Origin of the sequence: Acinetobacter sp. TGL-Y2 (genome assembly GCF_001612555.1) — a bacterium.
GTDB lineage: Bacteria > Pseudomonadota > Gammaproteobacteria > Pseudomonadales > Moraxellaceae > Acinetobacter.
Genome location: NZ_CP015110.1, coordinates 2,483,797 through 2,509,929 on the forward strand (window position 1 = coordinate 2,483,797; position 26,133 = coordinate 2,509,929).

A 26,133-nucleotide genomic window follows, 5' to 3' on the forward strand; every position below is an offset into this window, starting at 1 on the left:
TCAGGCCGTATTTTATAGTGCCTCGCATTCAATACATTGACCAGATGACTTAAGTATAAAAATGATTTTTGCGGCTTGATCAGCAAAACAAAAAATAAATGCGTGGTTTTATAAAGTTAAATGTTTGTTAAATAATATTTTTATAAAAAAAAAGATCTTCAATACAGTCCTTCGATCGCACAAGTCGTAGATTTACTAGGATTAAAAAAATCTTTACATTACAATTAACAAAATTAAACCATTCTAGGGAAGAGTAACTTGACGACCAATTCCTCCGAACTCAAGCGTGGCTTAAAGAATCGTCATATTCAATTGATTGCCATGGGTGGTGCAATTGGGACAGGCTTATTCTTAGGCTCTGCGCATGTTATTCAATCTGCCGGCCCTTCTATTATTTTAGGTTATGCCATTGGTGGTCTAATCGCATTTCTCATTATGCGTCAACTGGGTGAAATGATTGTACATGAGCCAGTAGCGGGTTCTTTCAGCCATTTTGCATATAAATACTGGGGTAAATTTCCTGGTTTTTTAACAGGTTGGAACTATTGGATTCTCTATATTCTAGTCGCGATGGCTGAACTTACAGCGGTAGCAAAATACATCAACTACTGGTGGCCGTTCATTCCGGCATGGGCTTCAGTGCTGGTGTTCTTTGTACTGATTACCTTGATTAATCTTGGTAATATTCGTTTTTATGGTGAGTCAGAGTTTTGGCTTTCAATCATAAAAGTGACCGCCATTGTTGCAATGATTTTATTTGGTATCTATTTACTCGTGACAGCAGATGTGAACTCTACTGCATCATTTAGTAATTTATGGACCCATGGTGGCTTCTTCCCGAATGGCTTTGAAGGGCTGTTCTTTATGCTTGCCTTCCTCATGTTTGCCTTTGGTGGTATTGAACTGATCGGTATGGCGGCGGCTGAAGCGGAAAACCCTGAAAAGACCATTCCGAAAGCAATTAACCAAATTATTCCTCGTATTCTGATCTTCTATATTGGTTCAATTATCATTTTATTATCCCTCGTTCCATGGGATCAGTTTACAGGTGGTAGTTTGGAAACAAGCCCATTTGTTAAAGTGTTCAGCTTGATTGGTATCGAATGGGCAGCGGGTTTAGTTAACTTTATTATTTTAACTGCGGCCTTGTCAGTATATAACAGTGGAATGTACGCCAATAGCCGTATGTTGTATAGCCTAGCACAACAAGGCAATGCCCCTAAAGTATTCACTAAAACCAATAAGCAAGGTGTGCCTATCCCTGCTGTATTACTTTCAGCATTGTTAATTTTTGGTTGTGTCCTTTTAAACTATTTCGTACCGGAAGATGCACTTGGTCATTTGATGTACATTGTGGTGGGTGCTTTAGTCCTCAATTGGGCAATGATTACCATGACCCATTTACAATTCAGACGTGCAAAACGTATTTTGAATTTTAAAACATCTTACCCTGCGCTTTGGGCTCCAATCAGTAATTATATTGTTTTGATCTTTATTGCATTGGTCCTGTTCATCATGTGGACTCAAGGATTTAAAGAGTCAGTGCTCATGATTCCGATATGGATTACAGGGATGCTGATTCTTTTCAACTTCCTCAATCCTAAAGATTTGAGTGACATAGATGTAGACAAAAACTAGTCAGTGACACTTAAAAAAAGTTATTGTTCCGACAATAACTTTTTTTTTAACTCGAATTAGAGTAAATTAGCCCTCGCCTTGCGCTCTTAGCTTAACTGGATAGAGCAGTTGCCTCCTAAGCGACCGGCGTGGGTTCGAGTCCCTCAGAGCGCATACCCCTTCTTTTTTTTGAAAAATCAATCACACAATCATACTTTTATTGACCATTTTTCTCATTTAATTTGTCATTTGAGTCAACATTTTTTTGTTGCATCTGCTTAAGTTTATGCTATGTTGAATGAAGGGTGAAAAATAACCAAAAACTAAAAAATGATTATTTCCTTACTCTTTGTTACAAGTACAAAAATAGCTCAAAAAATATAATATTTTATTATCTAAGGATAGATAACATGAAATTAAAAGCCATCAGCTCGTCTGTATTACTTGCACTTTTACCTATCTCTGGTGTCTATGCCGCTGCAATGGATCGTTCAGGACAATCAGTCAGTGCATTCCTACAACCTAACAATTACTTTGAAGCGGGAATTTCTATTTTAGATCCATCTGTGTCGGGTACTGCTACAGCGAATTATGGGAGTGGCAAGTTTGAAGACATGGCAGATGATTATTATTTTCCAAGTGCCGTAATTAAACTCCAAATGACAGATAAGCTCTCTTTTGGTTTGCTTTACGATCAACCTTTTGGTGCTGCCGCTGAATATACGGGAAATAATGTTCTTGTCTCAAATCCGGGCTTCGATACGATCTTACCTGCTGCCCAAATGGCAGGTTTAAGGCAAGCTGCAATTGCTCGTAATACACCTGCAGGTATTCAACAGCTTGCAACACTTGCAGGCGTACCACTCGCAACAGCTCAAGGCTGGTATGCAGCGAATGCACCCATACCCGGTGTTGGAAACGCGAAAGATGTGGTTGATGCAGGTGTCGCAGCGCAAGTGGATACTGCTCTAAACAGCACTAAAAAAATGCTGGGTCAAGGCGGCACTAAAGTCGATGTAAATACTCAAAACCTTTCCATGATTTTTGGTTTCCAACCCACTGAGAATTTTAATATTTATGGTGGTGGTGTTTATCAAACTGTTAAAGGGTCTTTAAATTTACGTGGTGCGGCAGCCAGCGTATTTAACGGTTACGATGCCACTTTCGATGAAACAGGGGGTGTAGGTTGGCTTGCAGGTGCTGCATTTCAAATTCCAGAAATCGCACTTAAAATCTCTGCGACCTACCGCTCAGAGATTGACCATGATGTGACCACCAATGAAACATTGACCACACAAGCAGCCCTCCCTCTTTTGGCGAATGCAGGCTTAGATGTTTCAGGTGCTGCGCAAGTTTTAGCACAAGGAAGTACCAAAACCTCACTTAAGACACCTCAATCCGTGAATTTAGATTTTCAAACTGGGGTCATGGCAAATACAGTAGCTTTTGCAAACGTCCGCTGGGTCAATTGGGAAGATTTTAAAATTCGTCCAGAAAAATTTGGAGCAGTATCTGAATTAGTTGGGCCTTTAGTCGGTCAACCCAACGGATTTAATATCATTGAATATTCAGATGATCAAATTTCAGCTACTATCGGTGTAGGTCGTAAATTTTCTGAAAAATGGTCAGGTACTTTTGCGTTAGGTTGGGATTCTGGTGCAGGCGAACTGGTCAGCTCTCTGGGTCCAACTGAAGGCTATTGGAATGTGGGTCTAGGTGCACAGTTCAGCCCGACACCTGCAACATTCATCGCAGGTGGGGTTAAATACTTTATGCTTGGTGATGCCAAGGCTCAGATCTCATCTCAATTTGGTACAGAAAATTACCTTGCAGACTTTGAAGACAATGATGCTTTAGCGTTCGGTCTAAAAATGGGTTATAAATTCTAAAATCCCAAAAATCGGAAGAGCACTTCATGTGCTCTTTTTTTGACCTGATCGGTCAAAAAAACACTAATTGAACACTATTCACGCAACTGATTTTATTCAGCCTTAAGAAAAATCAATAATAGATAATGTTTCTATCATACGAAAATCAAACAAAAATAATAGCATTATCAAATAGTGAGTTTTAATAAAACCTCACACTACATCTTCTAAATAAATTTTTATATTTCCTAGAGTATTTACTCTTATTTTTAATGTGTTATTTTGTGTACAGGAGTAAAGTTAGATTTTAGTTTTGTATCTACGTACTTCTACAACGTTTAAAAAACTAAAAAATCAAATCGTTTAGAATGTTAGGGAAAGATTCAAATGAAGTTAAAGACATTAACAACAGCAGTTCTATTGTCACTACCAACTGCAGGTGCATTTGCCGCTGCGCTTGACCGCTCAGGCCAATCGATCTCGGCTTTCTTACAACCTGATAATTATTTTGAAGCGGGTATTTCAATCCTCGATCCTACTGTAGAAGGTGTGGAATCTGGTAACAGTGTAACTAAACGTCCAATTAGTGATATGGCTGATGATTATTATTTCCCTTCAGCCGCACTAAAATTACAAATTCATGACAAAGTTTCATTTGGTCTGCTGTATGACCAACCTTTTGGGGCAAGTGCCGCATACTCTGGAGACAATGTATTTGTTTCTAATCCAGGGACTGACACAGTTTTACCCGCATCTAGTGTAAATAATCTTGTCCAAAAAAGAATTCAAGACCATTTGGCCACAGATCTTGGCAAGCAACAGCTTGCAGGACTTATAGGAAGCGGTCTTAGTCAGGCAGATGCGATATCAAAAATTAGTCAAGCAATCGTTGCATCACCTGCAGTCCAAGGATTACAAGCAGGCTTAGCTGCAGCCAATACATATTTAGGTGAAGGCAACACCAATGTTGAAGTAGATACTCAAAATTTATCTCTCATCTTTGGTTATCAACCAACAGAAAACTTTAACATCTATGGTGGTGGTGTTTATCAAACCGTCAAAGGTCACGTCAGCCTCCGTGGTCAAGCTTATAGCTTATTTAACGGTTATGATGCAGGTATTGAAGAAACGGGTGGTACAGGCTGGTTAGCAGGTGCAGCCTTTCAAATCCCAGATATTGCTTTAAAAGTTTCAGCAACTTATCGTTCAGAAATCGACCATGATGTAGATGCAACTGAATCGCTTTCAGTGATGAACTTTCCTGGACTGACGGCTGTTCTTGGTGGCATTGGTGTGACTCCTGCTCAATTACAGTCCCTTACACAACCTGGAAAAACTAAAATCACGACGCCACAGTCAGTGAATTTAGATTTTCAAACTGGAATCATGGCGAACACTGTTGCATTTGCAAACGTACGCTGGGTAGACTGGTCGAATTTTTCTATCCAACCTTATCAGTTTGGCAAAGTCTCTGAAGCGATTGGTAACCTCGTAGGTCGTCCAAACGGGTTTAACTTGGTTGAATATTCTGACGACCAAATTTCAGCAACCGTTGGTGTAGGTCGTAAGTTTAACGACTTATGGGCAGGCAATGTATCTGTTGGCTATGACTCAGGTGCAGGTAATCCTATATCAACACTAGGACCTACTGAAGGCTTCTGGAATGTTGGATTAGGTTTACAATACAGCCCGACACCGGCGACATTCATTGCAGGTGGTGTGAAATACTTCATGCTCGGCGATGCTGATGCACAAACGGGTGCTCAAGCAGGTGGCAACCAATATGTTGCAAGCTTTGAAGACAACGATGCTTGGGCATATGGTCTAAAAATGGGTTATAAATTCTAATTATCGCGATTTTAAAAAAGGTCATTGCTCGTAATGGCCTTTTTTATCCTCTAAATGACTAAAATTGATTACAAAATACTGAGTGTTGCTAAATCAACCATTCATTTCATCCAATATAAATATAAATTACTTTTCTCTTCGTTTATTTTTTACTTTAAAAATCATTAATATACAACCATATAATTAGTATAAATACTCTAGCAATACTCTTTATTCTTCTTTCTCGATCAATTTTAAATCAGACTGAGTATTTACTCTTTTTTTTATTATGTTATTTTTCATTCACTTTTTTAGCCGTATTTTGGCCTCAAGGACGAAAAATTCATGACATTCAATGTGATTCGTACTGCAATTTTGCTCACCACTCTGCCATCATCTGTAGTTTTTGCTGCTGGACTTGATCGTTCAGGTCAATCTATCTCTGCTTTTTTACAACCAGGAAATTATGCTGAAGCAGGTATTTCAGTTTTAGATCCAACCGTGAAAGGTCAAGATTACGATGGTAACCCTGTTGGCGATATGGGAGATGACTACTACTTCCCTTCAGCAGCCATTAAAGTTCAAGCAACCGATAAGATTTCTTTAGGTCTCATCTATGATCAACCCTTTGGTGCAGATGCAAGCTATCAAGTGGATGGATCAAACTTTGCCACGGCAAATGAAGGCACTCAAGTTAAAGTTCGCACCAATAACTTAACCGCTTTAATCGGTTACCAGCCGACAGAAAATTGGAATATTTATGCAGGACCTGTATGGCAAACGGTTGAAGCTGATATTTCGTTAAAAGGAAAAGCTTATAGTAAACCCATTGGTGCAACGCTAAGTGGCTATCATATTAATGTTGATCAAGAAGAGGCCTATGGTTGGATTGCTGGTTTCGCCTATCAAATTCCTGAGATTGCATTAAAAGCTTCTGTGACGTATCGCTCTGAAATTAAACACAAAGCATTTGCAGAAGAAAGCTCAAATCTTTACATTCCCACAGGATATGTAGGAAATGCTTTGCCGATCGATCTACGTGAAGTAAACAGTCCTGTAAATGCGATTACCCCCCAATCTGTCAATATAGATTTACAAAGTGGTATTGCTACAAATACCCTAGCTTTCGCCAATATTCGTTGGGTGCATTGGGACAACTTTGTCGTGAGTCCATCCCTGTTATCACACCCTCTTATTAATCAAAATTTAATCGATTATTCAAAAGACCAATACTCCGCGACTGTAGGCATTGGACATAAATTCAATCCAAAATGGTCAGGTACAACAACGATTGGCTATGATTCAGGTGCAGGTAACCCCGTCACAACATTGGGTCCAACTGAAGGCTATTGGAGTGTAGGGTTGGGCGGTCAATATAGTCCAACTGAACAAACATTTATTCAAGCCGGTGTGAAATACTTCTGGCTTGGAGATGCAACAGCGCAAACAGGTGGTGCGCCAAAGGCTGAATTTGAAGATAACACTGCTATGGGTTATGGCTTGAAAATGGGCTACAAATTCTAAGCTCTCGTTTCAGCATAAAAAAGGCGCTCTAAGCGCCTTTTTTATGCTGTGCTAAAACCCATTCGAATTAAGCAGGAATATCTCGTACTGAAGCCTGACGAATCACTTCTTTTAAAGCCGCATAACCATGAATGGCTGGGAACTGTGGGAATTCTGCGATTACATTATCTGGTGCATCAAACAAAAAGCCCGCATCGGCTTCACCCAACATGGTGGTATCGTTATACGAATCCCCTGCTGCAATCACGCGGAAATTCAAACCATGGAGGGCTTTGACCGCTTCACGCTTTTGATCAGGTTGGCGCAGTTTATACGCAGTAATGACACCATTTTCATCCGTTTCGAGTTTATGACAAAAAATGGTTGGCCAACCCAATTGCTTCATTAATGGGTGTGCAAACTCATAAAACGTATCAGATAAAATGATCAATTGAAAATGTGTACTGACCCACTCTACAAATTCTTGAGCACCAGGGAAAGGCCCCATGTCGGCAATGACCGCTTGGATATCATTTAAACCCAAACCATGCTGTTTAAGTATACTTAGGCGCTGAGTCATTAAAACATCGTAGTCTGGAATATCACGCGTGGTGGCTTCAAGTTCTTTAATTCCTGTTTTTTTTGCAAAATTAATCCAAATTTCAGGAACCAAAACTCCTTCTAGATCAAGACATACGATTTCCATAAACACGCCCTCAGTTGATTATCAAATTTTTTTGTTATCATAGCTCAAGATCTATACTTTTCACTGCTGTTTTTTAAATCTATTTTTTTCATAAGTATTTATTTTTTAGTGATAAGTCACTTATTTCATTTCTATTAAAATGTCTTTGATTTCATTTAATATAGGCTGAAGCTGTTTCCCAGCCTATCGCCAGGACACCCATGACTATAATTCCAAGCATTGATCTTGTTGATGCGCTTGCATCCGAATATGCAGATAAATCACCCAGTGAAATTTTAGCACTGGCATTCAACCAACCTGGTGAAATTGCCATTTCATTTTCAGGTGCGGAAGATGTTGTGTTGATTGACATGGCCTCACATCTAGGCAAACCTTTTCGTGTATTTAGCCTAGATACCGGTCGCCTGCATGCGCAGACCTATCAATTTATTGAAGCGGTGCGGAAACATTATCATATTCAGATTGAAATTTGCTTCCCAGAGAGTGAATCCGTAGAAAAACTGGTCAATGAAAAAGGTTTGTTTAGCTTTTATCAAGATGATCATAAAGAATGTTGTGGTATTCGTAAGGTACAACCCTTACGAAAAAAGCTGGCGACTTTGGATGGTTGGATTACAGGTCAGCGTAAAGACCAAAGCCCAAGTACACGAGATGATATTCCTGTGGTTCAAGCGGATGTCGGCTTTTCAGGTGCAGGTAAACAGCTCATCAAATACAATCCGCTTGCAAACTGGTCGAGTAGTGACGTGTGGAGTTATATTCGCATGATGGAGGTGCCTTTCAATCCACTCCATGAAGCAGGTTTTATTTCGATTGGTTGCGAACCATGTACCCGTCCAGTTTTACCCAATCAGCATGAACGTGAAGGTCGTTGGTGGTGGGAGGAAGCCACACACAAAGAATGTGGACTACATGCAGGTAATCTCAAATAGCCATTCAAAAAAAGCCACTGATTTGAAGTGGCTTTTTTGTACCTTGTATTCGACAAAATGCTTGGCAATTTTGAATTAAAAAGGTCTATACTCTTTGAATGGACTTATAATTCTAAAAAGATTTTAGAGCTTTTGCAGTGAGGCAAACCCCAACTATGCGCCCATTACACCCTATCGATTATATTTTTCTATCATTAGAAAAGCGCCAACAACCCATGCATGTGGGCGGATTATTTTTATTTCAAATCCCTAATAATGCACCGAGCACCTTTATTCAAGATTTGGTTGCAGACATTCGCGAATCAAAGACGATACCCATCCCCCCCTTTAATAACCGTTTAAACGGTTTATTTTGGGATGAAGATGAAGAGTTTGATATTGACCATCATTTCCGTCATATCGCGCTGCCTCACCCGGGTCGTATTCGTGAGTTGCTGGTCTATATCTCGCAAGAACATAGCACCTTGATTGATCGAGCAAAACCGCTGTGGAGCTGTCATATTATTGAAGGGATTGAAGGCAATCGTTTTGCGATGTACTTCAAGATCCATCATGCAATGGTGGATGGCGTAGCAGGCATGCGTTTGGTTGAAAAATCACTGTCAAAAGATCCAAATACCAAAAGTATTGTGCCGCTATGGTGTGTTGAAGGTAACCGCCATAAACGTATGACCGAACCTAAAGTCAGCAAAATTAAGAACATATTAAATACCATTAAAGATCAAGTGGCAGCAACGCCGCGTGTTACCCAAGAGCTGTTTCAAACTGTCTTTAAAGAAATGGGTAAAAACCCAGACTATGTGTCAAGCTTCCAAGCACCATCGAGCCTACTCAATCAGCGGGTAAGTTCATCACGCCGTTTTGCAGCCCAATCCTTTGAATTCAGTAGATTTAGACAGATTTCCAAAGCACTCGATGTGACCATCAATGATGTGATTTTAGCAGTGTGTTCAGGTGCTTTAAGAGAGTATTTGATTTCTCAAAATGCTTTACCAAAGAAGCCTTTAATTGCGATGGTTCCTGCTTCTGTCCGTGATGATCAATCGGATATGAGTAATCGCATCACCATGATTTTAGCCAATTTGGGCACACACAAAGCATCGCCACTTGAACGTTTAGATATTATTATTCGCAGCGTCAAAAACGCCAAACAGCGCTTTCGTCGGATGACGCCGAATCAGATTTTGAATTACAGTGCATTTGTCTATGGTGCAGCAGGGTTGAATATCTTGTCAGGTATTATGCCAAAGCGACAGGCCTTTAATATTGTAATTTCGAATGTACCTGGACCCAGTGAACCGTTGTATTGGAATGGTGCACGCTTAGAAGCACTTTACCCTGCATCGATTGTGCTCGATGGACAAGCCCTGAATATTACCATGACCAGTTATTTGGATAAGCTTGAAGTGGGTTTATTGGGATGTCGTAATGCGTTACCGAAAATGCAAACTTTACTGACGCATTTAGAGGATGAAATCCAACGTTTTGAAAGCTTAATGCATGAAAAAATGCAGGAACAACGTTCAAATACCCAGCCTGCTAAAGATGCTGGAGCATCGATTGAATTGGCGTTGATCATTGATGATGAAGCAGAAGAAGATAAAATCAAGAAACCTGCTTAACAGGAAAATCAATTAAGGGGCTGAATATTGCCCCTTAATTTTTAATGCTACGACATTGGCGCAGCAACTGCTGACATGCTGAAACCACCATTGCTTTTGTGATATGCACTTCTTGACCTTGATCATTGAGCATCACACATGCATTTTTTTTCTGGCTTTCTACAACGTTTTTTATTCCACGATTCATGGTTTGTTCACTAACATTCATACTTGACCTCACTTTGCTAAGACTGAGCTTGAAATCGTCTTTGGCTACTGATTTATTGCATGTGGTTAGTATTGTAAAATCAAGCAGGAATGTAAAATTTCAGATGTAACAACTGTTTAACGATATCCTGTTACAATTTTAATTCAGAATGATATCGTATTGCTCTTGCGTGTATAAATTTTCGACTTGAAACTTTATGATGCGTTTCACAAAATGCTCTAGATCCGAGACGGCTGCTGCTTCTACTGTTAAAAGTCGGTCAACTACCGCAGGATGTGCCACAACAGTAAAGCCAGTCTGAGATTGGAAGTCTCGTGAATATCTTAAAATTTCTCGAAATATTTCGTAACACACTGTCTCGGGGGATTTGACATAACCTCGTCCTTGACAAGTGGGACAAGCCTCACACAGCAGATGTTCCAAAGACTCACGTGTACGTTTCCGGGTCATCTCTACCAAACCCAGCTCGGAGACTTGGGTGATTTTAGTCTTGGCGTGATCCTTTTCGAGCACTTTTTCAAATTGCTGTAACACTTCATCACGATGTGATGCTTCTTGCATATCAATAAAGTCAATAATGATAATGCCACCCAAATTACGTAGTCTAAGTTGGCGTACAATGACTTGAGTCGCTTCCATATTGGTTTTAAAGACCGTGTCCTCAAGCGTGCGTCCACCCACATATGAGCCTGTATTGACATCTATGGTGGTCATGGCTTCAGTCTGATCAATCATCAGGTAGCCACCAGACTTCAGCGCTACGCGTGTCTGAAGCGCTTTTTGAATATCCGTTTCGACATTGTATAGATCAAAAATGGGACATTCACCTGGATAATGATGCAAGCGAGTGCTCATCATCGGGACAAACTCTTCTACGAACTCTTGCAGTTTGGCATAGACTTCACGTGAATCGACTTGAATTTTAGCGGTTTCATGGTTCGCAAGATCACGGATCACACGTTGCGGCAAAGGTAGTTCTTCAAAAACCAGTGAGGGCACGATCATGCTTTTTTGTTTACGCTGAATAAATTCCCAAAGCTTGGCTAAATACGCCATATCTTGAGCAATGGCTTCTTCTTCAATGCCATCAGCTGCCGTACGTACAATCACTGAACCCGGTAGCTTATGCTCTGCTTGATTGCGTTCAATAATCGAGCGTAAGCGATCTCGCTCTGCTTCAGATTCAATCCGCTGTGACACACCCGTATGATGACCATAAGGCATCAACACCAAATAGCGCGATGGAATGGAAAGATCAGTCGAGAGACGTGCACCTTTGGTTCCGAGCATATCTTTCATGACTTGAACGGTGAGAATCTGTCCCGGTTGTAACAGCTCAAAGACATTCGGGGTTGGTTGATTACGCGGCCAAATCATATCGTTAATATGTAAAAAAGCGGTACGCGATAGGCCAATATCGACAAATGCTGCTTGCATACCTGGTAAAACGCGAACCACTTTGGCTTTGTAAATATTGCCGACCAGACCACGCTTGGCTAAACGCTCAACGAATAATTCATTGACCGTCCCATTTTCAACCAAGGCCACACGACATTCCATCGGTGTGACGTTTATTAACAGTTCGTCAGACATAAATAACACTCAATACATTATAAAAATTGTTTTTTGAATGGGTTAATTTTGTGCCTTAACCTCAGTTCTGAAATTCTGCCAAAAGTTGTAGCGTTTCATATAAGGGTAATCCCACCACATTACTATAACTTCCTGTTATAGCAGGAATAAATTGCGCAGCATATCCCTGAATGGCGTAGCCACCTGCCTTACCCACTGGCTCGCCTGTTGCCCAATACTTTTCCATATCTGCATGACTTAAATGTTGCAAATATACAACGGTTGTGACCACGCGACTTTTGACTTGTTTTGCGTTTGCCACACACACGCCACTGAATACATGATGCTGACGACCTGACAGTGCCGTCCAAATTTCAAAGGCATGCTGCTTAGATTCGGGTTTTCCAATGATCTGCCCATCTAAGCTTAAACTGGTGTCCGCTGCAATGACCGTGGCGTTTGGACATTGAGTCAACACGGCTTGTGCTTTGGCTTCTGCTAACCGTTTAACATAAGCGTCAATCGATTCATCTGCCCTCACGGATTCATCAACATCTGGACTAAAAATGTCAAAACTCAGCCCGACTTGTTCTAATAATTCTTTTCGTCGAGCCGAACTCGATGCGAGGATTAAATTCGCCATTTTCTTAAACAATAATACAAAACGGGCCAGAGCATCATACTACTGAGCAGCGGTAACCAATGTCGTGTAATTGAAAACTGCATGCCTGACACCACTTGAGCAAACAAGATAAATAATAAATGCGCAAGCAGCGCTAAGCCCACAATAATCCAAGTATTGCTAAAGGTCATGACCCGTCTTTCACGAACGAAATAACGAATCGAAAAGGTCAGTAACACATAACTTAAGGCATTTAGACCCAGTGGAGCATCTAATAACAAATCGGTGAACAGTCCAATGCTAAAAGCAAACCATACGCCGCACCAGGTGGGCTGACACAGTACCCAAAACAGCGTCACCATCAGCATAATGAGCGGGCGCCAGCCTGCCACGTCGTACGACAAGGGATAAACCACCAACACTGAACAGATCACCACTGAGATGACCATAATAAATAATGGGTCTTTACCTTGCTGATCTGAAGATAATTTTTTAGCGCTGAGCATTGGGTTGCTCCATAGCCAGAGAGTCTGAAAATAAAACCACAACGTGATGACCACCAGCCAATTGAGCAGCAGGTTTCACATCAATTTGGGCAAACTCGCCTGCATTTTCACGTTTCACTTTGACCACAGTTCCCACTAAATATCCCGCAGGAAAATGCTGCCCTAAACCTGAGCTATAGACTTTGTCACCGACTTTAATATTTGAACTGGTCGGGACATATTCCATTTTTAAATGTCCCAAATCCCCTGTCCCACTGACAATGGCGCGCATACCTGAGTTTTCTAAACGAACAGACAGCGAATGTTCTTTGTCAGACAACAACATCACCCGGCTACTATGCGGATAGACATTGATGATTTGCCCCATAATACCTTTGTCGTCGAGTACCGTTTGACCGACTTTCAGTTGATTGGTTGCACCGCGGTTGATAATAATAATATGACGCAGTGGATCTGCATCGGTTCCAATCACTTCTGAAATTTCCATACGTCCATCAATGATTAACGGCGTATCGAGTAGACCTCTTAAACGGGTATTTTCGGCAGAAAGTTCTGAGAGTTTTTGCAGACGCACTTGAGCCTGAAGCAATTCGGCCTGCATCGCGGTATTTTCACGGCGCAGCTGAGCTTCAGATTTGGTTTGTTGACTGAGCCATTCTTTCGATAAAACCGGATAGCTTGCAAGGGCATATATCGGATTATAAGCCGCATACAAGACATCTCTTGCAGGTTGAACCACTTGTGGCATGCGCCAGTTGAACATCAGCACGACCACACAGCTTATAACTGCAATGATGAAAGAGCGAAAAGATGGCGGTTGCCTTGAAAAAAGATTCGGTTGCACCGCCTATTCCTTAACTTAACCTACAGAAATTATCCTACAAACAACATGTCATGGTTCGGGTTGTCGAAAAACTCGAGCACTTTACCACCACCACGGGTGACACAAGACAGTGGATCTTCTGCAACCACCACAGGCAAACCTGTTTCTTGTGAAAGCAGTTTGTCAATATTACGAAGTAATGCTCCACCACCGGTCAACACAATACCGCGCTCTGCAATATCAGATGACAATTCAGGCGGTGTTTGTTCAAGTGCAGATTTCACCGCAGCCACAATGCTACGTAATGGCTCTGAAATCGCTTGCGTAATTTCATCAGAAGTCACGGTAATGGCACGAGGCACACCTTCTGCCAAGTTACGACCACGTACTTCAATTTCTAAAGTTGTGCCGTCTGAGATTGCCATGCCGACTTCTTTTTTAATGGTTTCGGCAGTGGTTTCACCAATCATACAACCGTGGGCTTTACGTACATAATGAATAATTTGCTCATCAAATACATCGCCACCAATACGTAGCGAGTCTGAATAGACACAGCCTTGTAAGGAGATAATGGCAATTTCAGTGGTACCACCACCAATATCCACCACCATTGAACCACAGGCTTGTTCAACAGGCATGCCCGCACCAATTGCAGCCGCCATAGGCTCTTCAATCAGACGGACATCACGTGCACCAGCGTTAAATACCGCTTCACGAATGGCACGGCGTTCAACCAGCGTTGACTTACAGGGCACGCACACGACCACACGCGGCGCAGGTGGAAACAGACGCTTTTCATGCACTTTGCCAATAAATTGGTTTAACATGGTTTCGGTCACTTCAAAGTCTGCAATCACGCCATCTTTCATTGGGCGAATCGCAGAAATGTTTGCAGGTGTACGCCCAAGCATACGCTTAGCGTCTAAACCTACAGCAGCAACAATTTTTTGTGAACCACTATGACGGATGGCCACAACTGTCGGCTCGTTTAATATAATGCCCCGTCCTGGCGCATAAATTAGTGTATTAGCTGTGCCTAAATCTATGGCAAGATCTGGCGAAAACAAGCCAATTAGTCGTTTTAGAATCACGGGTCGTTCTCGATTAAACGTTATATAGACGTAAGATGGCAACTTTAACTAAATGTGATGCTTTGAACAAGTCAATCGCTTATTATAACGCATGTTATTTTGAATATTTTTTTATACGGATTAGGTGAGACATCATGTCAGCTTCAGATGCTCAGCATTCTGCAGATTTAAATGCACAAACCGTTTCAAGCATTGCTCATTTGGCTCGCTTGTCTTTGGATGACACTCAATCTGCTGAATATGCTCAGAGTTTAAATAAAATTTTAGGAATGATGGACAGCTTAAAAGGCATCAATACCGATGGTGTTGAGCCATTAAAGAGCCCATTTGATCATCCGCAGCCCTTACGTGCAGACTCGGTTTCTGAAGAAAATCACCGTGAGCAGTACCAAGCTGTTGCACCTGCAACCCAAGATGGCTTGTACCTTGTGCCTCGCGTGATTGAATAATTTCAAGTCAGCAAACCTATTTAAACATTGAACGTAAAGAATTGAACTTATGACTGATTTACATCGCTTATCGATTCGTGAAATGGCTGAAGGTTTAAAAACTACACAGTTTTCTTCTCACGAATTGACGCAACATTATTTAAACCGTATCGCCAAAATTGACCCACAGGTTAAATCTTATGTGACGGTGACCGCTGAGTTGGCACTTGCAGAAGCAACTGCGGCAGATGGCTTACTTAAGTCAGGTATGGCAGGTCTCATGACCGGCATTCCACTGGCACATAAAGATATTTTCTGTACCCAAGGCATTAAAACCTCTGCCGGTTCAAAAATGTTGGATAACTTTATCTCACCTTATGATGCAACGGTGGTGGCAAAAGCCAAAGCTGCGGGCATTGTGACCTTGGGTAAAGTCAACATGGACGAATTTGCCATGGGCTCAACCTCTGAAAACTCATATTACGGTGCAACCGCAAACCCATGGAATTTGGGTCATGTCCCTGGGGGTTCTTCTGGGGGGGCTGCTGCGGCTGTCGCGGCTGATCTTGCACCGATTGCAACCGGTACAGATACGGGTGGCTCAATTCGTCAACCTGCATCTTTTTGTGGTTTGACTGGTCTTAAACCGACCTATGGTCGTGTGTCTCGTTTCGGTATGATTGCCTATGCATCGTCTCTTGATCAGGGTGGCCCGATTGCACGCTCTGCAGAAGACTGTGCTTACCTGATGAATGTGATTGCAGGGCATGACGAAAAAGATTCGACTTCAATTGAAAAAGAAGCGGACGATTACGTTGCCAACCTCAACGGCACATCGGTCAAAGGTTTACGCATCGGTATTCCAAAGCAGTATTTTAATGTTGAAGGTTTAGATGCTGAGGTTAAAGCGCGCGTTGAAGAATCTCTGAAAAAACTAGAAGAGATGGGCGCAATCTTGGTTGAGATTGACCTCAACATGACTGATGCCTATGTGCCGACCTATTATTTGATCGCACCTGCTGAAGCATCGTCGAACTTGCAACGTTTTGACGGTGTGCGTTATGGCTATCGCTGTGAAAATCCAGTGGATTTGATGGATCTTTATAAGCGTTCACGTTCAGAAGGTTTTGGTGCAGAAGTTCAGCGTCGTATCTTGATTGGTACCTATGCGCTATCTGCTGGATATTACGATGCTTATTATGTGAAAGCACAAAAAGTACGTCGTCTCATTCAACAAGATTTCTTAAAAGCTTTTGAGTCTGTAGATGTGATTGCTGCGCCTTCTGCGCCAACCACAGCTTATAAAATTGGTGCGGATTTAAGCCCTGTAGAGATGTACTTGGGCGACATTTATACCATCGCGGTGAACTTGGCAGGTCTACCTGCAATTAATGCGCCTGTTGGTTTTGATCAAAACAACCTACCTGTGGGCTTACAGTTGATTGGTAACTACTGGTCTGAATCACAATTGTTGTCTGTAGTACATCAGTATCAACAAGCAACCTATTGGCACACCAAACGCGCTGCAATTGCTGAGGAGAATGCATAATGTCAAACACTCAAAAACCTGCGCAAAAGTCGTTGCTGATTGATGGTTGGGAAGTGGTCATTGGGATCGAGATTCACACCCAGCTCAACACCAACACTAAAATCTTCTCTGGTTCTTCAACGACGTTTGGTCAAGATCCAAATACACAAGCCAGCCTTGTCGATTTAGCAATGCCGGGTGTATTGCCAGTATTAAACAAAGAAGTGGTTGATCTTGCGATTCGCTTTGGTTTGGGTATTGATGCGTATATTGACCAAGCGTCCGTATTTGCACGTAAAAACTATTTCTATCCTGACTCGCCTAAAGGCTACCAGATCAGCCAGATGGACAATCCCATCGTGGGCTTGGGTCATATCGACATTCAACTTGAAGATGGCACAGTGAAGCGCATTGGCGTGACACGTGCGCATTTAGAAGAAGATGCAGGTAAATCAATCCATGATCAGTTTGAAGGTATGTCAGGTATTGACTTAAACCGTGCAGGTACACCACTGCTTGAAATCGTATCTGAACCAGATATGCGTTCGGTTGAAGAAGCGGTGGCTTACATCAAATCGATTCACACCTTGGTGCGTTGGTTGGGTATTTCTGACGGCAACATGGCGGAAGGTTCGTTCCGCTGTGACTGCAACGTATCACTTCGTCGTCCGGGCAATGAATTTGGTACCCGTTGTGAGCTTAAAAACTTAAACTCATTCCGTTTCATTGAACAAGCGATCAATGTTGAAATTGAACGTCAAATGGATATTTTGGAAGATGGCGGTAAAATCGACCAAGAAACGCGTTTGTTTGATCCAGTGAAAATGGAAACCCGTTCAATGCGTTCTAAGGAAGAAGCGAACGACTATCGCTACTTCCCAGATCCTGATTTGTTGCCTGTGATCATCTCTGATGATCAAATTGAATTTGCACGTGCTCAGTTACCTGAGTTGCCTAAAGCCCGTCGTGCACGTTTCATCGCGGACTTTGGCGTGACTGAATATGATGCGCACGTCCTCACCCTTTCGCGTGAAATGGCGGACTTCTATGAAGTTGTGGTGACTTCTGCGGGCGGTGCAGCTCAAGGTAAAGTGGCTGCAAACTGGGTCATGGGTGAGTTTTCTGGCGCTTTGAATAAAGCGAGCCTAGAACTACAAGACTCCCCTGTGTCTGCTGAGAAACTTGGCGGTATGATCGCGCGTATTGTGGACAATACCATCAGTGGTAAAATCGCGAAGCAAGTATTTGGCTTTATGTGGGAAGAAGGCAAAACGGCGGACGAAATTATTGCGGAAAAAGGCTTGAAGCAGGAAACTGATACAGGCGCGATTGAAGCGATTATTAAAGATGTGCTTGCTGCTAACGAAAAGATGGTTGAAGAATACAAATCTGGTAAAGAGAAAGCGTTCAACGGTCTTGTAGGTCAAGTGATGAAAGCGTCTAAGGGTAAAGCCAACCCTGCGCAAGTAAATGAATTGATGAAGAAATTGATTGGTTGATTAATTCGCCAATGAATTGATTTTATGTTATAAAAACCTCACTAAATGTGGGGTTTTTATGAATTATTTTAATGTTATTCAGAATTATAGTGAAGGAAGCATAACCTACAAATCCCATAATAAAATACAAATAAAACTTCATTCCAGTAGGTTTACTGAATACTCTGATGAAGATATTAGAACAGCATTTAAAATCATAAATAATGAAAAATTACAGTTAGTCAAAAAATTACCATGCGTAATTTGTTTTGAAGATTTCAAAGATTATGTGGCTTTAGGTCAAATAGAGAAAATATTTTACGATAATTTAGGTCAATTTATCATTGCAGACATTGAATTAGTAACCGAAAAAGTATATTTCCAAAATTGTGATCCTGAAATTAATTACAATGATCTTTTTAAGGCTTTAAATTTTAATGGTTGGGAAAGTGGTAGAACACATTGGGCAATAAAAACAGGAAATATTTTTTACAATTTACACCAAATAAAATTTAGTGAAAATATTTTGGAGCAATCAGAAAAATTTCCAGATAATGAATCAGTTGTTTTCGCATTCAAACCTGCAACACAAGAAATTAAACCTCAAAGCATACAGTCCCCAAAAGTCAGTAATATTCATAAAATTAATGAGCTAAAATGGCTAGATGAAATCTTAGAAGAAAAAGATAACAATATCATATACATTAAGAATGTATCTGAATTTATCGAACAAGTTATTTTAATAAATGAAACAAAACTACCAAAAAATTTCAACGGTGAAACATTTTATCGTGGCCACGGAAATGCAGCAAAGTTTAAACTTCAACCATCATTATTTCGTGAGCTTAATACAAAAGGTAAAATTTATCTTGAAGCAGAAAATCTTCTTTATAGAGAGTTAATTGCCGCCGAACCACATTCATTCGATAAAGATATTACCAGTATAGATGTATTAACTCGAATGCAACATTATGGTATGCCAACTAGATTATTAGATGTAACTAGTAACCCTCTTACGGCTTTATATTTTGCATGTGAAAATATTAAAGAGCATGACATAATTACATCAACTAAAACACCAATGACAGATGAATATATAACACAAAAAATAAATGGTCATAACCAATATCTTGAAAAAAAATTAGCTGATTCTGAAGTTATTATGCTGAGTATATCCAATGACAGAGTAAAATTTTTTGATTCTGATACTGTTTCTTGCCTATCAAACCTAGTAAAACTTAATACTAATCAAAAAAATAATATACAATTTCAAATGTTGTTAGGTTCCACATTAGATCCTTTAGACCCTGTCACTACTCAATATTTACACTGTATTCAACATGAAAAACCCTATTTTTCACAAAATTTTGATACTTCTGATCTAAAAAAAGTTATTTGTGTTAAACCTAAAAAAATACATGAGAGAATTATTGCTCAATCTGGATCATTTTTATTATTTGGTTTAGAAGCTGAAATAAATGAAAATGGTGATACTAACTTTATTATTAACAGAATAAGAATAAAACCAGAATATAAAGCAGATATTCTGAAAGAACTTGATTTACTTAATATTAATAAGCGTACTATCTACCCTAACATTGACAACACGTCCCAGTATCTAAAGAGTAAAATTGAAAATCGTTAATATAAATTTCAAAAAATCGCAATGACTAAATTTTATGACTTTAGATTTATTCACATTCCCTTCCCCCTACGCCTTTATTACATAGATGCTGTAACATATTTTGTAATAAACACTTCCTCTCCTTCTAAGAGATGGTAAGGGAGAGGCATCCTTAAAATAAATATAAAACCTTCAGAAAACACTGTCCCATTTTTAGCACTGTAGTCCCTCTTTTTGCCTTCCTATAATCAGCTCATACATAAAACTAGGCAAAAGACATGAATACTAAAGTACTCCTTGCACATGCATACGGACCATCAGAGGTCCTCGAACTTGAAGCTCACGCACTTCCACAACTTGCATCTGGCATGGCACGCATCCAAGTCAAAGCCGCAGGGATTAACCCGATTGATGCACGCCGTATGACAGGCGAATTCAAACATGCTGCCCTTCCACAAACCTTTGGTACAGAGTATGCAGGCGTAATTGTCGAAGTATCTAACAACAGCACATGGAAAGTCGGTGATGAAGTTTTAGGTTCAGGTGGTGCATTCACCCATGCCACAATCATTGATGTGCCTTTAGAGAACCTCATCAAAAAACCAAAGAATATCGACTGGAACGTGGCAGGAACGCTCGCAGGTGTTGCACAAACAGCCATGACCATACTCGATGAAATGGGTCCTGCACAGTCACTCCTCATCCACGGCGGTTCAGGTGGTGTCGGTTCCGTTTTGATTCAATTGGCAGTGAATCAAGGGATTGAGGTGGTTGCTACAGCATCAGCCAAAAACCAAGATTACATTCGTGACTTAGGTGCAACGCCAGTCGTGTATGGCGAAGGCTTAACGGAACGCTTAAAAGAAATTCATCCAAAACCTTTCGATGTCTCTATTGATATGAGTGGACATGAAGATGCCACTCAAGCGTCACTTGCAACAATAAAAGCAGGCGGATTTATGGCAACCATTGCGGGTCGTAAGCTATCCTCTGACAAAATCAAACCTGTTTGGGTCAAACGCAACCCTGCAAATTTGCAACATGTCGTCGATGGCGTAGCTGAAGGTAAAATCAAATGGTCAGTGAGTCGGGAATATCCATTTGAGCAAGCACAACAAGCCTATAGCGATATTTTAGACGGACACACTCAAGGTAAAAGTGTTTTAGTTTTTGAATAAGTTTTAACTTATTTCGGAATTTAATATCAGAATTTCGTAAACTCTGAAATATAAAGACGAGTGAAAAATAAAGTTTCACTCATCTTCAATTACATAATTCTCTTATCGTATGTTTACGCTTTACATTTTTTAAAATAATGTACTTAGCAGGCTTTACTAAGAGGCTGAGTTTAACATTTTGGTTTTAAAATCAGAAATACATGCGTCCGCATGTGCTTTTAAACTTGATTTCAATACCGCGGCATTATTTTCAAATAACTGATCATAAGAAGGTGCATTTTCTTTATCATCTTGATTTTTTGAACATTTACTTTGTAATAGAACCGTTTTTTTCTTGGTGTCGATTAACCTAAAAACACTGTTATAGATGACACGATAATTATTCCAATCTGTATTGTAATATATGGACTGCCATCCAACGGTCTGAACATCAACCAACAAATCAGCATCTTTATATTGCTCAGAAAGTTCATTTACTTTAGTCGATTCTGTTACAGATGAAGTAGACATTATCGTATTAATACCAAGGGCTTGCCCCAGTTCAGTCGCCAATACATTCGCGATATAACCTGCAGGATCTTCCACACTATTTTCTTTAATTTTTTTATTACCTGCAGACACCTGTTGAGCCACACCGATCATTCCAAACTGCACATTCATTGCTGTAGTTGCTAGAAAATCTGGTGCTTTCCGCTTCGAAATAACAATCGAGCTAGCATTTAATTGTTTCAGTGATTGGCCTGTAGTTTGTGAAATTTCTTGAGTACTTGCACAACCTGTAAATCCTACGACGGTAATCAAGGCTCCAATCAGAAATCGTTTTTTCATTATTAACCTTTTTAATATTTTATGAGTGAAATATTTATTAATATAAACATGCAAATTATAAGAGTTCGACTTTAAAAGTCGAGCTCTTTAATGTGATTTCAATCATATTTTTAACATAAAAAGCAAAATAACCATCAACCACCAGATGCTTTAAGAATTTAAAATTGATTACTTATCTCTCACTATCCCTAACTTATTAAAAAGATCAGGCGTTAAAAAAGTCGTCACCAACTTATTCAAATCCACATAACGAATCACACCTTTCAATTGCTGTTTCACTTCAGGGTTTTGAATAATTTCTTCACCTGTGGTGCGTCCGAGCGCTTGAAAACTATCCCCGACCGCTTGCAGGCCATCCGTCTGAATCACGGCTTTGGTCTGCGCCGCACATTGCTCTACAATCACGCGCTGAAGCACCTGAGCAAACTTCTGATCCAACTGGGTTCTTTGTGCATCGGTCACATTGCTCAGCGCTTTCAAATCTGGATGTGTCGACAGTGCTGAAAAAGTCCATTGCAGTACTGCGGTTTTATCGGTTGCAGTGGTCGACTTCACCAAACAATCACTCAGCTGATCTACGGTTGGACTGGCCATGGTCATTTGTGCTGTTCCGCATAAAACAACTGCCATACAAGCAGGAACAGCTACACGAGAAATTGTTGCATGAATCTTTTTTAAAAATGGATATGACATTCTTTTAATTCCAATAAATTTATAAATTCTTTGTATCACAAAGCTGATTTGAATATCTATTATGACTGACGATGTAAGCACATCTCGTTTTAATATGTGCAGATTTCCAACGACTTAAGTAAAGACAAAACATGCGTTAACCTTATATTTGAACGATCATTTTTATAGACTGCATAAATAGGGGCAATGCACGGTGTATCTGCTTTTAGTGCTTTATATACAATTTGGTTATTCCAAAAATTTTTAATCGATTCAGGCACTATAGACAAACCAATACCCGCAGCAATTAAATTTAAGCTCGATGTTAAACGCGGTGCTTTTTGTACAATATTTGGACTAAAACCTGCCGAATAACAATTTGCCAAAATATTATCAAATAAATCTTGCCCTGCTAAACGCCTATACAACACGAAATCAAAGGATTCCAAGTCTAATAAATGAATCTTATCCTTTTTTGTTGCTAAAGGATGGTTATTTGGCAAGGCGACAATTAATGGTTCATCTAGTACATGTAGACTTGTTAAGCCCAAGCTTATGGGTGCAGGTTTTCGTAAAAATACAATGTCATTTTTTTCATTAAGAATTGAATCTATTAAAGAACTGCTCCCATCTTCTTCCAAATGAATAGATACAGCGGGAAATTGCTCTCGAAAGCGCCTCAATAATGTAGGTAAAAATGAATGCAAACCCACTGAGTTGGTAAAGCCAAAATTAATCTGACCCTCCATTCCTTGTGCGATATTTTGTACGCGTTTCGGAATTGCTTGAGCATGCGCCAAAATGGTCAAAGCTTCTTGATACAATGCTTTCCCCGCTTCTGTTGCTTCCACACCTCGTGGTAACCGTGTTAATAACTCCGCATTTAATTCCACTTCTAAGCTTTTAATCATACGTGTAAGTGGCGGTTGTTGCATATTTAAGCGTATCGCCGCCCTTGAAATATTACTTTCTTCAATTACAGCAACAAATGCTTTTAGCTTATGAATGTCCATTATAAAATCTACTCGACTTCAATCCACACCTATACTTTTTAAGTATACCTAGGAGCAAAAATAGCATTTTTCATCATAATTCTACAAGCGCATAATTGCCTCATCAAATATAAAGGGGCAAGACATGAATACTGAAGTGATTCCTTTCGTACAAGAGATTCATCCAAATAATAAGGAATTATTTACAGGATTTATGAAGCTTGGACTAATAGGTTTTGGCGGGGTTCTGCCCCTCGCTCATCAAATGGTTGTTGAAGATCGAAAATGGCTGACCAATGAGGATTTCACTGATTTGTTAGGTGTATGCCAAATTTTACCTGGCGGTAATATTATTAATATGGCTGTCGCTATAGGATACAAATTTCATGGTTTAAAAGGATCCATAAGTTCAGTTTTAGGGCTGATTTTTGCCCCTACTGTAATTGTTATTTTACTGTATGAACTGTATGCACAATTTCAAAACATTCCAACCATTAAACATATGATTGAAGGTTTGGCTGCAGCAGCTGCAGGTTTACTGTTTGCGATGGGTTTAAAAATGCTCAAACCTATTATGAAAAGTTATTTAACAGCATTCACCATTTTTATGATCTTTATATTCATGCTGGTCATAAAAATACCTTTGGCACTGACACTAATCATTCTCATGACAATCAACATGTTGGTTATTTCGGTAAACAAAGGGGCTAAAAGTTCATGATTTTACTTACACTTGCAATTGTTTTTACTCAACTTTCTTTACTTGCTTTTGGTGGAGGAAATGCCATATTGCCCGAAATGCAACGCCAAGTTGTAGAGGTTCACCATTGGTTAACTGCAACAGAATTTAGTGCTATGTTTGCCATGGCTCAGGCTGCACCGGGTCCAAACATGATGATTGTCCCATTAGTGGGTTGGCATGTTGCGGGCCCTATGGGCTTACTCACCACCTCTTTCGCTAAGTTTGGACCATCTTCCATCATTACCATATTTGTACTAAAGTTTTGGAATCAGTTTGAAAATCATCCGTTACGCAGTCGTTTTGAAAAGGCTTTAAAACCGATTACAGTCGGCTTAGTCCTCGTGAGTGCTTTTATCATTGCAGATGCTTCAGCGCATAATGGATTTCTTGTTGGTATTGTGATTATTGCGACTTTACTCAGTTTAAGTAATAAGATACATCCTCTTTGGGTGATGGCTTTTGGCGCAATTTCTGCTGCACTTTATTTATAAAATTCATCCTAAAAAACCCGTAAATTACGGGTTTTTTATAACGATTTATTCAATAATTTATTTGTCGTCTAAAACCGATTCAAAGGCTTTAAGACGTTTATAAATAGAAAGCAATTCAATAATGGTCGGCCAAGACTCAATTAAATATTGAAAAGACTCACGGACTTTGCTGAACACGTTGCCAATCTGCATCATGAGACCCAAGGTAATCGTACCTGCCGCAATGCTTGGAAACAGCACAAATAAACCATAGAGATTATCAAGTTGCATATACCAAATCCGCACCATATTGAAATAAGCATAATGGAAATATAAACGGAAATAATTTAAACGTACTTTGCTAAACAAGTCTTTTAAGGTGAGTGGATCTGCTCGTTCATGGTGATCTTCGCCATAGACCAGCTCTTTACGATAAGCCGCTTCGACACGCTGATTATTAAACTCAAGCCCCGGCAATTTATAGCCTACCAGCATCAGCACGACTGTACCCAGTACCGCCCAACTGATCGCCGCCCACATCAGGGCATGCGGAATCTCCCCCACTATAGGCAAAGATTTGACATGCACAGACAACTGAAACAGTACGGGTAAAAATGCCATCAGCGTCATCAAGGCTTGAATAAAACTCACACCCAAAGTTTCTGTGGTTTTGGCAAAGCGCATGGTGTCTTCTTGAATACGTTGTGACGCACCTTCAATATGACGTAATTGCTCCCAATGTGCGGTGTAATAATCATTCATTGCGGTGCGCCAGCGGAACACATAATGGCTCACAAAGAACAGATTAAATACTGCAATAGTGACATAGACCATGGCCACATATAAAAAGGTCATTGAACCGCTATACAGCAAGCCCACGTCACCACCACCATTACTGAGCATTTTCTGAATTAAGTCATAAAACGGGCTGTACCATGCGTTGACCACGACGTTAACCTGTACGGCAAACCAGATATTAAACAGAATAAACGCCGAGCCCCAAACCGACCATGCTTGCCATGGGTTATTTGAACGCCATTTCCAAAACAAAGCAAAAATGATGGTGGCAACAAAGAACCAAACATAAAACCACAAGAAGGATGGCGCCCAAAATCGACTGACACCAATTGGAAGTTCAGCATCGGCATAGCCTTGAGCGAAGCCCAATAGCGTGCCCCACTCTTTTCCACCGGCAAAGTTCCACAACAATACATTGAATACAAACCAAAGCACCAAGGAGGAAAAAAACCACTTGGGATTGGGGAAAAATGACTTAAACATCGCTTAGGTTTATCC

Annotated in this window: 24 protein-coding genes and 1 tRNA gene; 14 read left to right on the plus strand and 11 right to left on the minus strand. The window is 40.3% G+C overall.

Features of this window, described 5'->3' with window-relative positions:
- The first annotated feature begins 258 nt into the window (after positions 1-258).
- From AMD27_RS11815 to AMD27_RS11835, 5 genes are all read left to right on the plus strand, one after another.
- Complete coding sequence (locus tag AMD27_RS11815; protein WP_067660770.1) at positions 259-1,638, plus strand: amino acid permease; 1,380 nt, start codon at positions 259-261, stop codon at positions 1,636-1,638.
- A gap of 80 nt (positions 1,639-1,718) precedes the next feature.
- Positions 1,719-1,791, plus strand: a tRNA-Arg gene (locus AMD27_RS11820).
- A 236-nt stretch (positions 1,792-2,027) separates the two neighbouring features.
- Positions 2,028-3,506: an outer membrane protein transport protein gene (locus AMD27_RS11825; RefSeq protein WP_067660774.1), complete on the plus strand. Its 1,479-nt coding sequence runs from the start codon at positions 2,028-2,030 to the stop codon at positions 3,504-3,506.
- Between the two features lie 366 nt (positions 3,507-3,872).
- Positions 3,873-5,333, plus strand: coding sequence for an outer membrane protein transport protein (locus AMD27_RS11830; protein WP_067660777.1), 1,461 nt, complete (start codon positions 3,873-3,875; stop codon positions 5,331-5,333).
- Between the two features lie 324 nt (positions 5,334-5,657).
- A complete protein-coding gene (locus AMD27_RS11835) occupies positions 5,658-6,836 on the plus strand; it encodes an OmpP1/FadL family transporter (RefSeq protein ID WP_067660779.1) in 1,179 nt (392 codons plus the stop codon).
- 67 nt (positions 6,837-6,903) lie between these two features.
- On the opposite strand, the gene thrH is transcribed toward AMD27_RS11835, so the two are convergent.
- Entirely contained in the window at positions 6,904-7,521 is a 618-nt protein-coding gene (gene thrH, locus AMD27_RS11840) for a bifunctional phosphoserine phosphatase/homoserine phosphotransferase ThrH (RefSeq protein WP_067660782.1), read from the minus strand.
- Between the two features lie 200 nt (positions 7,522-7,721).
- On the opposite strand from thrH, the gene AMD27_RS11845 reads away from it, so the two are divergent.
- Complete coding sequence (locus tag AMD27_RS11845; protein ID WP_067660787.1) at positions 7,722-8,453, plus strand: phosphoadenylyl-sulfate reductase; 732 nt, start codon at positions 7,722-7,724, stop codon at positions 8,451-8,453.
- A 155-nt stretch (positions 8,454-8,608) separates the two neighbouring features.
- Positions 8,609-10,075 (plus strand): WS/DGAT/MGAT family O-acyltransferase, encoded by a 1,467-nt coding sequence (locus AMD27_RS11850; RefSeq protein ID WP_067660790.1) that lies wholly within the window; start codon positions 8,609-8,611, stop codon positions 10,073-10,075.
- 34 nt (positions 10,076-10,109) lie between these two features.
- Here AMD27_RS11850 and AMD27_RS18765 read toward each other — a convergent pair whose 3' ends face one another.
- The 6 genes from AMD27_RS18765 to AMD27_RS11875 form a co-directional block, all read right to left on the minus strand.
- Entirely contained in the window at positions 10,110-10,283 is a 174-nt protein-coding gene (locus AMD27_RS18765) for a PA1571 family protein (RefSeq protein ID WP_171254805.1), read from the minus strand.
- 138 nt (positions 10,284-10,421) lie between these two features.
- A complete protein-coding gene (gene rng / locus AMD27_RS11855) occupies positions 10,422-11,876 on the minus strand; it encodes a ribonuclease G (protein WP_067660792.1) in 1,455 nt (484 codons plus the stop codon).
- Positions 11,877-11,937: 61 nt separating this feature from the next.
- On the minus strand, positions 11,938-12,498 hold the full coding sequence (locus AMD27_RS11860) for a Maf family nucleotide pyrophosphatase (RefSeq protein ID WP_067660795.1): 561 nt from the start codon (positions 12,496-12,498) through the stop codon (positions 11,938-11,940).
- A complete protein-coding gene (gene mreD, locus AMD27_RS11865; RefSeq protein WP_067660798.1) occupies positions 12,486-12,983 on the minus strand; it encodes a rod shape-determining protein MreD in 498 nt (165 codons plus the stop codon). The genes AMD27_RS11860 and mreD overlap by 13 nt, the downstream gene beginning before the upstream one ends.
- Complete coding sequence (gene mreC, locus AMD27_RS11870; protein WP_067660801.1) at positions 12,970-13,827, minus strand: rod shape-determining protein MreC; 858 nt, start codon at positions 13,825-13,827, stop codon at positions 12,970-12,972. The genes mreD and mreC overlap by 14 nt, the downstream gene beginning before the upstream one ends.
- A gap of 29 nt (positions 13,828-13,856) precedes the next feature.
- On the minus strand, positions 13,857-14,897 hold the full coding sequence (locus AMD27_RS11875; RefSeq protein WP_067660804.1) for a rod shape-determining protein: 1,041 nt from the start codon (positions 14,895-14,897) through the stop codon (positions 13,857-13,859).
- Between the two features lie 134 nt (positions 14,898-15,031).
- On the opposite strand from AMD27_RS11875, the gene gatC reads away from it, so the two are divergent.
- From gatC to AMD27_RS11900, 5 genes are all read left to right on the plus strand, one after another.
- A complete protein-coding gene (gatC, locus tag AMD27_RS11880) occupies positions 15,032-15,346 on the plus strand; it encodes an Asp-tRNA(Asn)/Glu-tRNA(Gln) amidotransferase subunit GatC (RefSeq protein WP_067660807.1) in 315 nt (104 codons plus the stop codon).
- Positions 15,347-15,395: 49 nt separating this feature from the next.
- Entirely contained in the window at positions 15,396-16,874 is a 1,479-nt protein-coding gene (gene gatA, locus AMD27_RS11885) for an Asp-tRNA(Asn)/Glu-tRNA(Gln) amidotransferase subunit GatA (RefSeq protein WP_067660812.1), read from the plus strand.
- Positions 16,874-18,352: an Asp-tRNA(Asn)/Glu-tRNA(Gln) amidotransferase subunit GatB gene (gene gatB, locus AMD27_RS11890; protein WP_067660815.1), complete on the plus strand. Its 1,479-nt coding sequence runs from the start codon at positions 16,874-16,876 to the stop codon at positions 18,350-18,352. Before gatA ends, gatB begins: the two co-directional genes overlap by 1 nt.
- A 58-nt stretch (positions 18,353-18,410) precedes the next feature.
- On the plus strand, positions 18,411-19,976 hold the full coding sequence (locus AMD27_RS11895; protein WP_067660818.1) for an FRG domain-containing protein: 1,566 nt from the start codon (positions 18,411-18,413) through the stop codon (positions 19,974-19,976).
- 257 nt (positions 19,977-20,233) lie between these two features.
- Complete coding sequence (locus AMD27_RS11900; RefSeq protein ID WP_067660821.1) at positions 20,234-21,133, plus strand: NADP-dependent oxidoreductase; 900 nt, start codon at positions 20,234-20,236, stop codon at positions 21,131-21,133.
- A 156-nt stretch (positions 21,134-21,289) separates the two neighbouring features.
- Here the strand turns inward: AMD27_RS11900 and AMD27_RS11905 are convergent, their stop codons facing one another.
- The 3 genes from AMD27_RS11905 to AMD27_RS11915 form a co-directional block, all read right to left on the minus strand.
- Positions 21,290-21,961 carry a hypothetical protein gene (locus AMD27_RS11905; protein WP_228140663.1) on the minus strand — a complete coding sequence of 224 codons (672 nt, stop codon included), beginning with the start codon at positions 21,959-21,961 and terminating at the stop codon, positions 21,290-21,292.
- A gap of 168 nt (positions 21,962-22,129) precedes the next feature.
- Complete coding sequence (locus tag AMD27_RS11910) at positions 22,130-22,591, minus strand: hypothetical protein (protein ID WP_228140752.1); 462 nt, start codon at positions 22,589-22,591, stop codon at positions 22,130-22,132.
- A 152-nt stretch (positions 22,592-22,743) separates the two neighbouring features.
- A complete protein-coding gene (locus tag AMD27_RS11915; RefSeq protein WP_067660826.1) occupies positions 22,744-23,649 on the minus strand; it encodes a LysR family transcriptional regulator in 906 nt (301 codons plus the stop codon).
- A 121-nt stretch (positions 23,650-23,770) separates the two neighbouring features.
- Between AMD27_RS11915 and AMD27_RS11920 the strand changes: the two genes are divergently transcribed.
- Positions 23,771-24,346, plus strand: coding sequence for a chromate transporter (locus AMD27_RS11920; RefSeq protein ID WP_067660828.1), 576 nt, complete (start codon positions 23,771-23,773; stop codon positions 24,344-24,346).
- Entirely contained in the window at positions 24,343-24,858 is a 516-nt protein-coding gene (locus AMD27_RS11925) for a chromate transporter (RefSeq protein WP_067660830.1), read from the plus strand. The genes AMD27_RS11920 and AMD27_RS11925 overlap by 4 nt, the downstream gene beginning before the upstream one ends.
- 57 nt (positions 24,859-24,915) lie before the next feature.
- Here AMD27_RS11925 and sbmA read toward each other — a convergent pair whose 3' ends face one another.
- Positions 24,916-26,118, minus strand: coding sequence for a peptide antibiotic transporter SbmA (gene sbmA / locus AMD27_RS11930; protein WP_067660832.1), 1,203 nt, complete (start codon positions 26,116-26,118; stop codon positions 24,916-24,918).
- Positions 26,119-26,133 lie beyond the last annotated feature (15 nt).

What these genes read in the sequence shown, in the direction of transcription:
- AMD27_RS11825 (WP_067660774.1), top strand. Translation starts at nt 2,028, where the DNA reads ATGAAATTAAAAGCCATCAGCTCGTCTGTATTACTTGCACTTTTACCT.
- AMD27_RS11830 (WP_067660777.1), top strand. Translation starts at nt 3,873, where the DNA reads ATGAAGTTAAAGACATTAACAACAGCAGTTCTATTGTCACTACCAACT.
- AMD27_RS11835 (WP_067660779.1), top strand. Translation starts at nt 5,658, where the DNA reads ATGACATTCAATGTGATTCGTACTGCAATTTTGCTCACCACTCTGCCA.
- thrH (WP_067660782.1), bottom strand. Translation starts at nt 7,521, where the DNA reads ATGGAAATCGTATGTCTTGATCTAGAAGGAGTTTTGGTTCCTGAAATT.
- AMD27_RS11845 (WP_067660787.1), top strand. Translation starts at nt 7,722, where the DNA reads ATGACTATAATTCCAAGCATTGATCTTGTTGATGCGCTTGCATCCGAA.
- AMD27_RS11850 (WP_067660790.1), top strand. Translation starts at nt 8,609, where the DNA reads ATGCGCCCATTACACCCTATCGATTATATTTTTCTATCATTAGAAAAG.
- AMD27_RS18765 (WP_171254805.1), bottom strand. Translation starts at nt 10,283, where the DNA reads ATGAATGTTAGTGAACAAACCATGAATCGTGGAATAAAAAACGTTGTA.
- rng (WP_067660792.1), bottom strand. Translation starts at nt 11,876, where the DNA reads ATGTCTGACGAACTGTTAATAAACGTCACACCGATGGAATGTCGTGTG.
- AMD27_RS11860 (WP_067660795.1), bottom strand. Translation starts at nt 12,498, where the DNA reads ATGGCGAATTTAATCCTCGCATCGAGTTCGGCTCGACGAAAAGAATTA.
- mreD (WP_067660798.1), bottom strand. Translation starts at nt 12,983, where the DNA reads ATGCTCAGCGCTAAAAAATTATCTTCAGATCAGCAAGGTAAAGACCCA.
- gatC (WP_067660807.1), top strand. Translation starts at nt 15,032, where the DNA reads ATGTCAGCTTCAGATGCTCAGCATTCTGCAGATTTAAATGCACAAACC.
- gatA (WP_067660812.1), top strand. Translation starts at nt 15,396, where the DNA reads ATGACTGATTTACATCGCTTATCGATTCGTGAAATGGCTGAAGGTTTA.
- gatB (WP_067660815.1), top strand. Translation starts at nt 16,874, where the DNA reads ATGTCAAACACTCAAAAACCTGCGCAAAAGTCGTTGCTGATTGATGGT.
- AMD27_RS11895 (WP_067660818.1), top strand. Translation starts at nt 18,411, where the DNA reads ATGAATTATTTTAATGTTATTCAGAATTATAGTGAAGGAAGCATAACC.
- AMD27_RS11900 (WP_067660821.1), top strand. Translation starts at nt 20,234, where the DNA reads ATGAATACTAAAGTACTCCTTGCACATGCATACGGACCATCAGAGGTC.
- AMD27_RS11905 (WP_228140663.1), bottom strand. Translation starts at nt 21,961, where the DNA reads ATGAAAAAACGATTTCTGATTGGAGCCTTGATTACCGTCGTAGGATTT.
- AMD27_RS11910 (WP_228140752.1), bottom strand. Translation starts at nt 22,591, where the DNA reads ATGGCAGTTGTTTTATGCGGAACAGCACAAATGACCATGGCCAGTCCA.
- AMD27_RS11920 (WP_067660828.1), top strand. Translation starts at nt 23,771, where the DNA reads ATGAATACTGAAGTGATTCCTTTCGTACAAGAGATTCATCCAAATAAT.
- AMD27_RS11925 (WP_067660830.1), top strand. Translation starts at nt 24,343, where the DNA reads ATGATTTTACTTACACTTGCAATTGTTTTTACTCAACTTTCTTTACTT.
- sbmA (WP_067660832.1), bottom strand. Translation starts at nt 26,118, where the DNA reads ATGTTTAAGTCATTTTTCCCCAATCCCAAGTGGTTTTTTTCCTCCTTG.